The sequence below is a fragment of the Stenotrophomonas lacuserhaii genome (genome assembly GCF_039674585.1).
Classification (GTDB): domain Bacteria; phylum Pseudomonadota; class Gammaproteobacteria; order Xanthomonadales; family Xanthomonadaceae; genus Stenotrophomonas; species Stenotrophomonas pennii_A.
The window spans coordinates 29392-42868 of sequence record NZ_JBDJNU010000019.1 but is presented as its reverse complement, the minus strand read 5'-3'; the positions used below and the strand labels follow the sequence as shown (position 1 = coordinate 42868).

Annotated in this window: 14 protein-coding genes; 6 read left to right on the top strand and 8 right to left on the bottom strand. The window is 67.4% G+C overall.

Annotated elements, in window-relative coordinates; all coding sequences use genetic code 11:
• Positions 1-6 precede the first annotated feature (6 nt).
• Positions 7-600, top strand: coding sequence for a thioredoxin family protein (locus ABE522_RS09480; RefSeq protein ID WP_346591483.1), 594 nt, complete (start codon positions 7-9; stop codon positions 598-600).
• A gap of 101 nt (positions 601-701) precedes the next feature.
• Entirely contained in the window at positions 702-1805 is a 1104-nt protein-coding gene (locus tag ABE522_RS09475) for a hypothetical protein (protein ID WP_346591482.1), read from the top strand.
• Here the strand turns inward: ABE522_RS09475 and ABE522_RS09470 are convergent.
• Positions 1802-2290 (bottom strand): MarR family winged helix-turn-helix transcriptional regulator, encoded by a 489-nt coding sequence (locus ABE522_RS09470; RefSeq protein WP_346591481.1) that lies wholly within the window; start codon positions 2288-2290, stop codon positions 1802-1804. The genes ABE522_RS09475 and ABE522_RS09470 overlap by 4 nt on opposite strands.
• A gap of 126 nt (positions 2291-2416) precedes the next feature.
• Here ABE522_RS09470 and hppD point away from each other — a divergent pair, with 126 nt between their 5' ends.
• Together hppD and hmgA are read left to right on the top strand one after the other, a co-directional pair.
• Positions 2417-3529 carry a 4-hydroxyphenylpyruvate dioxygenase gene (gene hppD, locus ABE522_RS09465; RefSeq protein WP_346591480.1) on the top strand — a complete coding sequence of 371 codons (1113 nt, stop codon included), beginning with the start codon at positions 2417-2419 and terminating at the stop codon, positions 3527-3529.
• 63 nt (positions 3530-3592) lie between these two features.
• Positions 3593-4891 carry a homogentisate 1,2-dioxygenase gene (gene hmgA, locus ABE522_RS09460; protein ID WP_346591479.1) on the top strand — a complete coding sequence of 433 codons (1299 nt, stop codon included), beginning with the start codon at positions 3593-3595 and terminating at the stop codon, positions 4889-4891.
• Positions 4892-4911: 20 nt separating this feature from the next.
• Here the strand turns inward: hmgA and ABE522_RS09455 are convergent, their stop codons facing one another.
• Positions 4912-5493, bottom strand: coding sequence for a hypothetical protein (locus ABE522_RS09455; RefSeq protein WP_346591478.1), 582 nt, complete (start codon positions 5491-5493; stop codon positions 4912-4914).
• Between the two features lie 125 nt (positions 5494-5618).
• Between ABE522_RS09455 and ABE522_RS09450 the strand changes: the two genes are divergently transcribed.
• Together ABE522_RS09450 and ABE522_RS09445 are read left to right on the top strand one after the other, a co-directional pair.
• On the top strand, positions 5619-6242 hold the full coding sequence (locus ABE522_RS09450; RefSeq protein WP_346591477.1) for a hypothetical protein: 624 nt from the start codon (positions 5619-5621) through the stop codon (positions 6240-6242).
• A gap of 145 nt (positions 6243-6387) precedes the next feature.
• Positions 6388-7344, top strand: coding sequence for a sodium:calcium antiporter (locus ABE522_RS09445; RefSeq protein ID WP_346591476.1), 957 nt, complete (start codon positions 6388-6390; stop codon positions 7342-7344).
• Positions 7345-7416: 72 nt separating this feature from the next.
• Here the strand turns inward: ABE522_RS09445 and ABE522_RS09440 are convergent, their stop codons facing one another.
• The 6 genes from ABE522_RS09440 to ABE522_RS09415 are packed head-to-tail and all read right to left on the bottom strand — an operon-like array spanning position 7417 to position 13354.
• On the bottom strand, positions 7417-7836 hold the full coding sequence (locus tag ABE522_RS09440; RefSeq protein ID WP_346591475.1) for a Na+/H+ antiporter subunit G: 420 nt from the start codon (positions 7834-7836) through the stop codon (positions 7417-7419).
• Positions 7833-8117, bottom strand: a complete 285-nt coding sequence (locus ABE522_RS09435; protein ID WP_042614266.1) for a K+/H+ antiporter subunit F — start codon at positions 8115-8117, stop codon at positions 7833-7835. Before ABE522_RS09435 ends, ABE522_RS09440 begins: the two co-directional genes overlap by 4 nt.
• Positions 8114-8620 carry a Na+/H+ antiporter subunit E gene (locus ABE522_RS09430; RefSeq protein WP_346591474.1) on the bottom strand — a complete coding sequence of 169 codons (507 nt, stop codon included), beginning with the start codon at positions 8618-8620 and terminating at the stop codon, positions 8114-8116. Before ABE522_RS09430 ends, ABE522_RS09435 begins: the two co-directional genes overlap by 4 nt.
• Positions 8617-10152 (bottom strand): monovalent cation/H+ antiporter subunit D, encoded by a 1536-nt coding sequence (locus tag ABE522_RS09425; RefSeq protein WP_346591473.1) that lies wholly within the window; start codon positions 10150-10152, stop codon positions 8617-8619. Before ABE522_RS09425 ends, ABE522_RS09430 begins: the two co-directional genes overlap by 4 nt.
• Complete coding sequence (locus tag ABE522_RS09420) at positions 10149-10526, bottom strand: Na+/H+ antiporter subunit C (protein ID WP_346591472.1); 378 nt, start codon at positions 10524-10526, stop codon at positions 10149-10151. The genes ABE522_RS09425 and ABE522_RS09420 overlap by 4 nt, the downstream gene beginning before the upstream one ends.
• The gene (locus tag ABE522_RS09415) at positions 10526-13354 is read right to left on the bottom strand and encodes a monovalent cation/H+ antiporter subunit A (protein WP_346591471.1); all 2829 of its coding nucleotides are present in this window, start codon (positions 13352-13354) and stop codon (positions 10526-10528) included. Before ABE522_RS09415 ends, ABE522_RS09420 begins: the two co-directional genes overlap by 1 nt.
• Between the last annotated feature and the right edge of the window lie 123 nt (positions 13355-13477).

The window sequence follows — 13477 nt, the reverse complement described above, 5'->3', positions numbered from 1 at the left end:
GAGCGAATGCGCAAGACCGCAGGTTGGATGTCCATGGGGGTTCTGGCCGCTGCACTGGCAGCGTGCTCGCAACCCGGTCCCGAGTCCGCCAAGGCGCCTGCGCAGCCGCTGGATACACGTCCCACCGAGGCACCGGCCGCTGACCCCAGCGTGCCGGTGGCCTCCGGCAATACCCCGGCGGCCGCGGACATCGCGGCCATCGCCGCACTCAACGCCTCGTTCGATCCGGCCCGCGACCCGGCCGCCGACCTGGAAACGGCCAAGGTGGAGGCGCAGCGTGGCAACAAGCGCATCATCCTGGACGTGGGCGGTGAGTGGTGCCCGTGGTGCCACATCCTGGACAGGTTCGTCGAAGGCGATGCCGAAGTGCGCCGCCTGCGCGATGCGAACTACGTGTGGATGAAGGTCAACTACAGCGAAGACAACGAGAACAAGGCGTTCCTGTCGCAGTTCCCGGAAGTGAAGGGCTACCCGCACCTGTTCGTGCTGGACGCCGAGGGAGGCCTGCTGCATTCGCAGTTCACCGGTGAGCTGGAACAGGGCAAGAGCTACGACCGCGCGAAGTTCCTGGCCTTCATGAAGGAATGGGCGCCGCGCTGAGGCGCGATGCCAGGCCGCAGCGCTCAATTCCGCCGCGCTGCGGCCGCTAACGCCAAGGTACCGACGCCACGCTGACCGTGGCGCACGACCTGGAGCGTCCGATGCACAGCGAGCTGATCGACCATCCCCCTGCCGACACCGTGGCGCTGCCTGCGGTGGAGGTGCTGATGGACGATGGCGCTGCGCTGGCTGCGGCGGCGATACCGCCCGGCACGCACAAGCTGCCCGTGGTGGCGCTGCCGGACAACCCTGCGCTGGCCGCTACGGTGCAGAAGCTGGTCGAACAGAAAGAACGGCTGGACCTGCTGGCGCGTGACCCGAAGCTGGCCGGCCTGCTGCCGCCGGAATGGCTGGGGCAGGGCGGACGGGCGGTGGACGTGGCGGCGTTCGTGCAGGGCGTGCTGCCGTTCCTGCAGGTGGCCGAACGGGGCGAAACCGCGCCGATGCGCCTGCCGCTGCGGCATGTGCTGGGCGACAGCGGACGCTGGTCGGTGGCCGATGTCGCCGAGCCGCAGTCGCTGGCCTGGTTGCTGGCCAGCGATGATCGCGCGACCGTCGGCAGCCGCGACCACGCCGATGCGTTCCTGGTGGGCGCGCTGGGGCTGGCCTGGATGCAGGAAGGACGCAGCCGTCCGGGCTTCCTGCGCGCGATGGGCGTGGACACGCTGGCCGCGCGGACCACCATGCTCGGCTATCCGCCACCCGAAGAACTGGCCCTGTACGAGGTCACCGCGCATGGCCAGCGCGAGGTCTGGTGCGTGCACGGACGCCGCCGCCTGCGACCGCTGCCGGCGCCCTGGCTGAGCGTGCCGCTGCTGGTCGCCCATGGAGTGAAGCCGCCGCAGCCGTGGCCGTCCAGCTATCCGGCCATCGAGGCGGTGGCGCGGGAACTGGCCACCGCACGGCAAGGCCGCGCGCTGCCGGAAATCAGCTTGCCGGTGGTGGTGCGCAAGATCGCCGAGGACGCCAGCGGGGACATCTGGCAGCCGGTCAGCCTGCTGCAGCTGGGGACCTGGGTGCCGCGCTGGCCGTTCTTCCTGGCCATCTTCGTGGGCCTGCCATCACTGCTGCTGGTCACCGCTGCACTGGCCCTGCCCGGTGCCATCGAAGCGGCCACGGTGGCGGCCTCGCTGGGCTTCGCCGCCGGTGCCATCGGCGCGCTGGCCGCCCCCTGGGTGTACGCCCGGCGCAGGCACCTGAGCTAGGCGCCCATCCGCTGCAGGCCTTCGCCGGCCAGGCGCAGGATCAGCTTTTCCAGCAGCTGCTCTTCCTCTTCGCTGAGCACGGACATCAGCTTGCGGGTGGTTTCGATGACCAGCGGGGCGATGGTCTCATACACTTCGAAGCCGGCTGCCGACAGCGCCAGTACCGAACGACGACGGTCGTCGCCGTGGGTTTCGCGCTTGATGAAGCCGCGTTCCAGCAGGCGCGCCACCGCGCGGCTGACCGCGACCTTGTCCATCGCCGTGCGTTCGGACACTTCGCTGGCCGACGAGCCCGGGTACAGCGCCAGGATGGTGATCACCCGCCATTCCGGAATCGCCAGGCCGTAGCGATCGCCATACAGTTTGGCGATGTTGCCGCTGACCCGGTTGGAGAGCACGCTCAGCCGGTAAGGCAGGAACTGTTCCAGGTCGAGCAGGACGTGCGAGGCGCGTACGCTGGTGGATACGGGATCGGGTGGGCTCATGCTGCGGTGCACCTTGCTGGTGGTTTCAGGTGTAACTATAAAGGGGATGTACTAGCCCTGCATTGTCGCGGGTCCCTCTGCTGCCCGCACCTGGTTTGATGCGGAAACGATCCGGAGCCTTATGCCATGAATACCACCGTCCAGACCGCCTCGCACCCGAATCCGGGCATGCAGGTGACGACTTTTGAAAATCCGATGGGCATCGACGGCTTCGAGTTCGTCGAATTCGCCGCCCCTGCCGGACGCGGCCAGGAACTGCACGCCTACTTCCGCAGCATGGGATTCACCGCCGTGCTGAAGCACGCCACCCGCCCGATCACCGTATACCGGCAGGGCGGGGTGAATTTCCTGGTCAACGAAGATCCGGATTCGTTCGCCGCCGACTTCGCCGAGAAGCACGGGCCGTGCGCCTGTGGCTTCGCCATCCGCTTCCAGAAGCCCGGCAGCGAGGTCTACCAGACCGCGCTGGGCAATGGCGCCGAGCCGGTCGACTTCAAGCCGGAATCCAGGGCGGTGGATGCGCCGGTGATCAAGGGCATCGGCGACTGCATGCTGTACCTGGTGGACCGCTACGGCGACGCCGGCAGCATCTACGGTGACGCCTACGAAGCCATCGAGGGCGCCGACCAGTCACCGAAGGGCTTCGGCCTGACCTTCATCGACCACCTGACCCACAACCTGTACTTCGGCAACATGCAGCAGTGGTCGGACTACTACGAGCGGCTGTTCAACTTCCGCGAGATCCGCTACTTCGACATCAAGGGCCTGAAGACCGGCCTGGTGTCCAAGGCGATGACCGCCCCGGACGGCATCGTGCGCATCCCGCTCAACGAATCGTCCGATCCGAAGAGCCAGATCAATGAATACCTGGACGCCTACAAGGGCGAAGGCATCCAGCACATCGCCTGCTTCACCGAGAACATCTACGAGACCGTGGAAGCCATGCGCGAGCAGGGCGTGCAGTTCCTGGACACGCCGGAAACCTACTTCGACGTGATCGACCAGCGTGTTCCGGGGCATGGCGAGGACGTGGCACGGCTGGCCCGCAACAAGATCCTGATCGATGCCGATCCGGAAACCCACCAGCGCAAGCTGCTGCAGATCTTCACCCTGAACTGCATCGGCCCGATCTTCTTCGAGATCATCCAGCGCAAGGGCAACGAGGGCTTCGGCGAGGGCAACTTCACTGCGTTGTTCGAAAGCATCGAGCGCGACCAGATGCGCCGCGGCGTACTGTAAGCGGTAGATCGCTCGGGTAAGGTAGGTGCCGGCCACGCGCCGGCACATGACGGGATGCCAGACATGACCAGCACCATCGAAGCACGCGGCTACCAGACCGGGTTCGGCAACGAGTTCGCCAGCGAAGCGCGGGCCGGAGCGCTGCCGATCGGGCAGAACGCGCCGCAGACCGTGGCCCACGGGCTGTATGCCGAACAGTTGTCCGGGACCGCGTTCACCGCCCCGCGCGGCAGCAACCGCCGCAGCTGGCTGTACCGGATCCGCCCGGCAGTGACCCATGGCGAGTTCACCGCGTTCGCGCAGGATCGCCTGCAGGGCAGCTTCCACGGGTTGCCGGCGGCGCCGAACCAGCTGCGCTGGAGCCCGCTGCCGCTGCCCGAGGCACCGACTGATTTCGTCGAAGGCCTGTACACGATGGGCGGCAACGGCGGCCCGGATGCGCATGCGGGCGTGGCCATCCACCTGTACGCCGCCAACCGTGACATGCAGGGCCGTTATTTCTACAACGCCGACGGCGAGCTGTTGATCGTCCCGCAGCTGGGACGCCTGCGCCTGCTCACCGAAATGGGCGTGGTCGAGGTCGAGCCGCAGCAGATCGCGGTGATCCCGCGCGGCGTGCGTTTCCGCGTTGAACTGCCGGACGGGCAGGCGCGCGGCTATGTCTGCGAAAACTTCGGGGCGCTGCTGAAGCTGCCCGACCTGGGGCCGATCGGCTCCAATGGACTGGCCAACCCGCGCGATTTCGAAACCCCGCAGGCGGCGTTCGAAGACCTGGATGGCGAGTTCGAGCTGGTGGCGAAATTCGACGGCCAGCTGTGGCGTGCACCCATCGACCATTCGCCGCTGGACGTGGTGGCCTGGCACGGCAACTACGCGCCGTACCGCTACGACCTGCGCCGTTTCAACACGATCGGTTCGATCAGCTTCGACCACCCGGATCCGTCGATCTTCCTGGTGCTGCATTCGCCGAGCGATACCCCCGGCACCAGCAACATGGATTTCGCGATCTTCCCGCCGCGTTGGCTGGTGGCCCAGCACACGTTCCGCCCGCCGTGGTTCCACCGCAACATCGCCAGCGAGTTCATGGGCCTGGTGCACGGGGCCTACGACGCGAAAGCGGAGGGCTTCGTGCCTGGCGGTGCGTCGCTGCACAACTGCATGAGCGGCCACGGCCCGGATGCGCCGACCTTCGACAAGGCATCGGCGGCCGACCTGTCCCGCCCGGACGTGATCAAGGACACGATGGCGTTCATGTTCGAAACGCGCGGCGTGATCCGCCCGACCGCACAGGCCCTGTCCGCCGCCCACCGCCAGGGCGACTACCAGCAATGCTGGAACGGCCTGCGCAACAACTTCCGCTGATAAAAAGGGGACGGAGGGAGTTAAGTCGTTTCCGGCACCGCCGAAAGTGACTTAACTCCCTCCGTCCCCTTTTTGAACGTGTTGAGGTGTTCATGCGGGATGACTTCCAGCAGCCGGCCGTGGACGCGTTCTGCGTAGCCGGCCGAGGTCAGGCCGGTGAGGGCGTCGAGGGCGCCCTGCATGGCGTCCACCACGTCGCCTTCCTGGCGCGCCTGCTGCAGTTCGCGGAACAGCGCGGCGGCCTGCGGGTGGCGCTGCATTTCCAGGATGCCGAGCAGGTAGATGCGCGCGGCGGCCATCGAACGCCGGCGCTCGTTGGGCGGGGGCGACGGGAGCGCGGACCGCGCGGCGGCGGGCGCGATCGGGGTGGCCGGCAGCGGCGCAGCGGTCGGCGCTTCCGGCGCTGCCGGCGTGGTCACCAGGTAGCCCGCCTGGACCAGCTGGATCACCATCGCCGGGGCATCCGCACCGATCATGGTGGTCAGTGCGCTGAGATCGCGCTGGCCATCGCAGAGGATCAACAGGCGACGCTGGCGCATGTCCAGCGGGGCGCGGTGGGCCTGCAGCGCGGTTCGGGCTTGGTCGGTCTTGCGCGGGAGCATGGGCGGCTGCAGAGAAGGCGGTGCAGGCCGAGCCTGAATGTCCACGGTTAAGCGATGATGACAATGCGGCGCGTGCACACCGGCCGGGGTAGCGTTCGCGCACCGCCTCCCAGGAGATGTCCCCGATGAAAGCCTTCCCCGTAGCCGGCCTGCTGGCCCTGTCCCTCGCCGCCTGCAGCCAGGGGCCGGAAGCAAGCCCCGAGGCGACCTCGCCGATGACCGAAGCGGCCGCCAATCCAGCCAAGGATGCCGACCTCTCCGCCGATCCCGACCTGAACAACGCTTCGCCGATCGATCCGCGCCGTGACAGCCCGGCGCGCCTGGATGGCTTCGGTGCGGTGGACCTGGGCGCAAGCCTGGATGATGTCCGCGGTCGATTCGGTGCGCCGCTGCAGGGCGAAGTACCGAATGATGAGTGCCATTACCTGCGTCCGCAGAAGGAGTCGGCCGAAGGGCCGTGGTTGATGATCGAAGGCAACCGGCTGGTGCGTTACGACGTGCGCGGCCCGGGCATCGTCGCCCCCGGTGGCGGTCGCGTGGGCATGAGCCTGGGCGAGCTGCAGCAGTTGTATCCCGAACGCGCCGATGTCGGTCCGGACAAGTACGATCCACAGGCCCAGCACCTGCGCGTGCGTCCGGCGCAGGAAGGGCAGGGCATCATCGATTTCGCGCTCGGCGCCGATGGCAAGGTCAGCGCGTGGCGGGTGGGCCTGCCGCCGCAGGTGGATTATGTGGAAGGGTGTGGTTGAGGGGGGAGTGGTGGGGTGACCCTGTGACGACCAACGGTCGTCACCCACCGGAGACGGGTCGTCACCTACCAGGGGCGGGTCGTCAGCCACCGGGACACGGGGATCCACCGTAGAATCGCCGTGACTCCCGCTCAAGGACTGCCTGATGATCGCCCTCGCCATCGCCTGGTTCGTGCTCGGCATCATCCTGCTGGGTCTTGGCGGCGACACCGTCGTCAAGGCCGCTTCCGGGCTGGCCCAGCGCTTCGGTGCATCGCCCTTCACCGCCGGCCTGTTGCTGCTGGGCGTGGCGACGTCGCTGCCGGAACTGGCGGTCAACGCGCGCGCGCTGGGGGTCGGCCAACCCGAGCTGGCGCTCGGCAACGTGGTGGGCAGCACCTTGGCCAACCTTGGCTTGACGCTTGCTCTGGCCGCACTCGCCGTGCCCCTGCTGCTGCGCGCGCGGATGATGGTGGTGAGCTGGTGTGGCGTCCTCGCAGCGGCCCTGCTGCTGATCGCGTTCGGCCTGGATGGGCAGCTGCAGCGCTGGGAAGGCGGCGTGCTGCTGGCGGCCTTCGTGCTGTTCTTCGCCCTGCTGCTGCGCCGTGGCCGCCACGAGGCACCGGACGTAAAGACGCTGATCGCCGACGCCGCCGTGTCACGCCCGGGATTGGCCTTGAACCTGGTGCGCATGGCGATCGCCGCGCTGACGTTGTACTGGGGCGCCCGGCTGGTGGTGGGGGCCGCTGCGGACTTCGGCGCTGCGCTCGGCTGGACGCCATTGCTGGTCGGCCTGTTGCCGGTGGCGATCGGCACCACGCTGCCTGAAATCGCCGCTGCGGTGATGGCCGCGCGACGCGGGCAGGGCGACATGGTGGTGGGCCACGTGCTGGGTTCCAGCGTGGTCAACCTGCTGCTGGTGATCGGCGTGATGGCGCTGGTGCAGCCGCTGGCACTGCCGGCTTCGTTCGTGCGGCTTGAACTGCCGGCGGTGCTGGCCTTCGCGCTGGTGCTGTACCCGATGCTGCGCGGTGACCTGCGCATCAGCCGCGCCGAAGGCGGCGTGCTGCTGGGCGCATTCGTGGCGTGGGTGGGGCTGGAGCTGGGCCTGCTGGTGGCCTGAGCCACGTAGTGTCGAGCTTGCTCGACACTCATCCCGCTCGGCTCGTCGAGCAAGCTCGACGCTACGGGCCTGTTATCGCTTGCTCTCGTTGGAGGTATACACATCGTCGGTCGCTTCCACGACCTTCTCGCGCACCGGCTCCGGCGGCGGCAACTGTTCGTCTTCGGCGCGCTCGTTGCCCGGCAGCGTGGGGCGCGTTTCCATCAGCAGCGACAGCGCCGCCTTGGCCATGAGGTGCGCACTGATCGGTGCGGTGATGAACAGGAAGATGGTGATCAGCAGTTCGCGCGGCTGCGGGTCCTGGCCGAGAAAGATGTGGTAGGCCACCGAGGACACCAGCACGCAGCCGACGCCCAGCGTGCTGGCCTTGGTCGGCGCGTGCAGGCGCTTGAAGAAGGTGGACAGCTTCACCAGGCCCAGCGCACCCACCAGGATGAAGAAGCAGCCGAACAGCAGCACCACCGAAAGCACGATCTGGATGGCGGTGATCATTCGACGATATCCCGGCGCAGCACGAACTTGCTCAGCACCACGGTGCTGCCGAAGCCGAGCATGGCGATGATCAGCGCGGCCTCGAAGTAGATCGCCGAATTGAGGTACATGCCGAACAGCATCAGCTGCGCGATGGCGGTCACCGACAGGGTGTCCAGCGCGAGGATGCGATCGGGCACGGTGGGGCCGCGCAGCAGCCGCCAGGTCGACAGCAGCATGGCCAGCCCGACCACGTGCATGCACACCACCAGGGTGTTCTGGATGACATCGAATCCGGTCATGGGAAGATCTCCATCAGCGGGGCCTCGTAACGGCGTTTGATCTCGGTGATCAGGTGCTGCTCATCGTCCAGGTTCAGAACGTGGACCAGCAGGTACCTGCGGTCATCGCTCAGTGCAGCCGACACGGTGCCCGGGGTCAGCGTGATCATGCTGGTCAGCGCGGCGATGCCATGCACGTTGGCGATGTCCAGCGGAATCCAGACGAAGCCCGGGCGGATCCTGCTTTCCTTGCCCAGCACCTGGCCGGCCACTTCGATGTTGGATACCAGGATGTCCCACAGGGTGGTCATCAGCAGTTTCGGCACGGGCCGCAGCGTACCGATGCGGGCGAACTCACGGTCCAGGCGCGCGGCGAACAGCGGCACCACCAGGCCCAGCAGCAGGCCCAGTGCGAGCAGCCCGACACTGAAGCTGTCCGACATCAGCAGCCAGAACACGATGACCATGACGGTGAGCGGCAGCGAGGGAAAGATCCGGCGCAGCAAGGGGCGTTTCTGGTTCATGGGTGACGGATCTCCGGCTGTTCGCCACGGACCTGGTCGACATAACCGGAAGGCTGCAGCAGGTCACTGGCGATGGCATCGGCGTGGCGCATCAGCGGGGCCGCGAAGACGGTCATGCCGATCCCGTACAGAAGGAGCAGGCAGGCGGCCAGCAGTTCCACCCGGCGCGTGGGCGCCTTGCGCGGCCGGGGACCATCGGGTTCGGCATGCGGCACGCGCCAGAACAGCCGGATGCCGCCCCGCGCCAGCCCCATGATGACCAGCAGGCTGCTGCCCAGCACCGCCGTCCACACCGGTGCGGTCAGCTGCGGCGGCATGCCCTGCAGCAGCGCGGCCTTGGCCAGGAACCCGGACAGCGGCGGCAGGCCGGCGATCGAAATGGCGGCGATGAGGAACAGCACCGCCGGTGTCTGCTTGCCCGGCATCGGCGCGATGATTTCCTTGCGGTCGCCGGCACCGCCGCGACGACGGCGGATCAGGTCGGCGATCAGGAACAGGGCGGCCGCCACGAAGGTGCTGTGCGGCAGGTAGTACAGGCCGGCTGCCAGCACCTGCTGGTTGCCGACCGAGAAGGCGATGAACAAGGTGGCGGCCGACACCACCACCAGGTACGAGACAAGCACCCGCAGGCGCACGGCGGCGAGCGCGCCCAGCCCGCCCAGCACCAGCGTGGCGATACCGGCCCACAGCAGCCAGTCGCGGCCATACCCGGCCATCGCACCGGCCTCGTCACCGAACCACAGGCTCTGGATGCGCAGCACGGCGTACAGGCCGACCTTGGTCATGATCGCGAACAGCGCAGCCACCGCCGCCGGTGCACGCGCGTAGGATTCGGGCAGCCACAGGTACAACGGCATCAGCGCCGCCTTCGCGCAGAAGACCAGCAGCAGCAGGCCCATGGTCGCCTTGACCAGCACCAGGTGCGAGGGCGGTACTTCAGCGATGCGCTGGGACAGTTCGGCCATGTTCAACGATCCCAGCGAGGCGTACAGCAGGCCCAGCGCGATCAGGAACAAGGTGGAGGCGGTCACGTTGAACACGACGTAATGCAGGCCGATGCGCATGCGCAGCCCGCGCCCGCCGCTCAGCAGCAGGCCGTACGAAGCGATCAGCATCACTTCGAAGAACACGAACAGGTTGAAGATGTCGCCGGTCAGGAAAGCGCCGTTCAACCCGACCAGCTGGAACTGGAACAAGGCATGGAAATGCGGCGCGCGCCGATCCCAGCCGGAACAGGCGTGCAGCAGGCAGCCGATGGCCAGCAGTGCGGTGGTCAGCAGCATCCAGGCCGACAGCCGGTCGGCCACCAGCGCGATGCCCAGCCGCGCCGGCCAGTCGCCCAGCAGGTAGACCAGCGCCGTGCCATCGGCAGTGCGTGCGAACAGCAACAGGACGGCGGCCAGCAATGCCGACAGCGAGCCCCAGGCCACCGCACGCTGCACACGCGGACCATACCGGCGATGTTCCACGAACAGCGACAGCGAAGCGCCGAGCAGCGGAACCAGGATCGGCAGGATCACCAGATGGTTCATGCGTGATCCTCGTCACGGCGCGGCGGCGCATCGTCGTCGGGCTCGTGCGCGTCGACGTGGTCGCTGTGGTTGTCACTGCGGCTGCGGATGGCCAGCACGATGGTGACCGCGGTCATCGCGAAGGCGATCACGATGGCGGTAAGCACCAGCGCCTGCGGCAGCGGATCGGTGTAGTTGCCCAGGTTCGCGTCCAGGCCTTCCTTCAGCACCGGTGGCCTGCCGGCGACCAGGCGTCCACCGGCGAAGATCAGCAGGTTGGTGGCATAGGACAGGAAGGTCATGCCCAGGATCACATCGAAGCTGCGCGCGCGCAGCAGCAGGTACACGCCGAGCATGGTCAGCACGCCGATGGCGCTTGCAACGGCCAGTTCCATCAGTGCATCTCCCCGGTCAGTGCCGAACGCTTCTGCGGATCGATCTCGCCGCGACGCGCGGTCCGGGTCCGCGACGGCTTGATCGTGCCCATCATCGACAGCATCAACATCGCCCCGCCAAACACCACCAGGTAGACGCCGGTATCGAAACCGATCGCACTGGCCAGCGGCACCTCGCCGATGATCGGGATGTGCAGGTCCAGGTGGCCACTGGTCAGGAACGGCACGCCGAACAGCATCGAAGCCGAGCCACTGGCCACCGCGATCAGCAGGCCGATGCCGATGCAGCGGACGTAATCGAAGCCGAAGCGCGACTCGACCGAGGCGGTGCCCTGGATGACGTACTGGATCAACAGCGGTACGGCCAGGATGAGGCCGGCGATGAAGCCGCCGCCCGGCGAGTTGTGGCCGCGCAGGAACATGAAGATCGACACGGTCAGGGTCAGCGGGAACATGATCTGCGCCAGGTCGGCCGGCACCGGCAGTTTGATCGGCGGGCCGGGCATGATCTGCTCCGGCGCCATCCGCGAACGCCGCAGCATGGCATGCACCACCAGCGCGGCAATGCCGAACACGGTGATCTCGCCGAAGGTATCGAAGCCGCGGAAGTCGACCAGGATGACGTTGACCACGTTGCTGCCGTAGGCCTCGGGCAGGGAACGCGCAAGCATCTCGCCGGCCATCGTGTTCGGGGGCAGGGTCATCGCGGTGTAGGCCAGCGCGGCCAGCCCGACGCCGGCAACCACTGCGATCGCGGCATCGCGGTATCTGCGCAGTTTGGAGCGTTCGGTCACTGACTGCGCGGGCAGGTAATTCATGCCCAGCAGCATCAGCACCAGGGTGACCATTTCCACCAGCAGCTGGGTCAGCGCCAGGTCCGGTGCGGACAGGAACACGAAGGTCATCGCCACCATCAGGCCCACCCCGCCGACCAGCAGCACCGCCAGCAGGCGCTGCTTGTACATGCGCAGGGTGGCCATGGCACAGGCCATCATCACTGCCCACAGCGCCCAGCCCAGCAGCGGCATCGGCTGCGGAGAAGGCCAGTTCGGCCACGCCGGGGCGGCCAGCCAGGGCGCTGCGGCAGCCACCACCGCCACCACCACCAGGCCGAGCAGCATGCGCTGCAGGCTGCCGTTGGCGATGGCACCGGTCAGCTTCTGCGCCAGCGCGGAAAGCAGGTCCAGCTGCAGATGGAAGGCGTCCCGGCCCGGCGTGGTGTTGCGCACCGCATACAGGTCGATCAGCCGGCGCAGGCCGAAATACAGCACCACGCCGCCCAGCACGCCGGCCGCGCTCATCGCCAGCGGCAGGTTGAAACCGTGCCAGATGGACAGGCTGTATTCGGGCATCTGCGCGCCGAGGATGGACCCCGCACCCGCATGCAGTACCGGGGCGATGGTCAGCGCCGGGGCGATGCCCACGGCCACGCAGATCACCACCAGGATCTCCACCGGCACCTTCATCCAGCGCGGCGGTTCATGCGGCACGCGGTCCAGGTCATGCGGGCCCTTGCCGAAGAAGGTGTCGTGCACGAAGCGCAGGCTGTAGGCCACGCCGAAGACACCCGCCAGCAACGCGGCGATCGACATCGCCATCTGCATCAGCGCCGGGCCGCCCGCATCCAGCGCCTCGGCGAACAGCATTTCCTTGGACAGGAAGCCGTTGAGCAGCGGAATGCCGGCCATCGCCAGCGAAGCGATGATCGCCAGCGCGCTGGTGAACGGCATCAGCCGGCGCAGGCCGCCCAGCTTGCGCATGTCACGCGTGCCGGTCTCATGGTCGATGATGCCCGCCGCCATGAACAACGAGGCCTTGAACGTGGCGTGGTTGAGGATGTGGAACACACCGGCGACCACCGCCATCGGCTTGGACAGCCCGAACAGCATGGTGATCAGGCCCAGGTGGGAGATCGTGGAATAGGCCAGCAGGCCCTTCAGGTCGTGCTGGAAGATCGCGTTCCAGGCGCCCACCAGCAGGGTCACCGCGCCGATGCCGCTGACCGTATAGAAGAACAGATCGGTGCCGGCCAGCGCCGGGTGCAGGCGCGCCAGCAGGAACACACCGGCCTTCACCATGGTGGCCGAATGCAGGTAGGCCGACACCGGGGTGGGCGCGGCCATGGCCTGTGGCAACCAGAAGTGGAACGGGAACTGCGCGCTCTTGGTGAAGATGCCGGCCAGCACCAGGAACAGCGCGTACGGGTACAGCGCGCTGGCGCGGATCTGGTCGCCGGCGGCCAGCACCACGTCGAGGTCGAAGCTGCCCACGATGCGGCCGATCAGCAGCACGCCACCGAGCAGGGCCAGGCCGCCGCCCCCGGTGATGACCAGGGCCATGCGGGCGCCCTCGCGGGCGTCCTGGCGGTGCGACCAGAAACCGATCAGCAGGAACGAACTGATGCTGGTCAGCTCCCAGAAGATCATCAGCAGCAGCAGGTTGCCGGACAGCACCATGCCCAGCATCGCGCCCATGAACAGCAGCAGGTAGCAGAAGAAACGGTGCGCGTTGTCCTGCGGGCTCAGGTAGTAGTGGGCGTACAGCACCACCAATGAGCCGATGCCCAGCACCATGCCGGCGAACATCCACGCCAGCCCGTCCAGGCGCAGGGTGAAGTCCAGGCCGATCTGCGGCAGCCATTGGCCACTGCTGCGCAGCACCTCGCCCTCCAGCACGGCGGGCGTCAGCGTGGCCAGGATGACCAGCCCCGCCAACGGCGCGGCGGCGGCCAACCAGGCGGCGGTGCGGCGGGAACTTCGGGGGAATGCGGCAACCGCCATGGCCAGGATGAAGGGCAGGGCGAGCAGCAGGATCAGACTAGGGATCATGCAGGGAATACGCGATTCACGAGCAGGTCATGCAGTCTAACAGGCCGGCATTTGCTGCCGATACCCACGAATACGCCATCAATTGCAGGGAACGTGTGCTGATTCATTTTTTCCCCCGTTGAC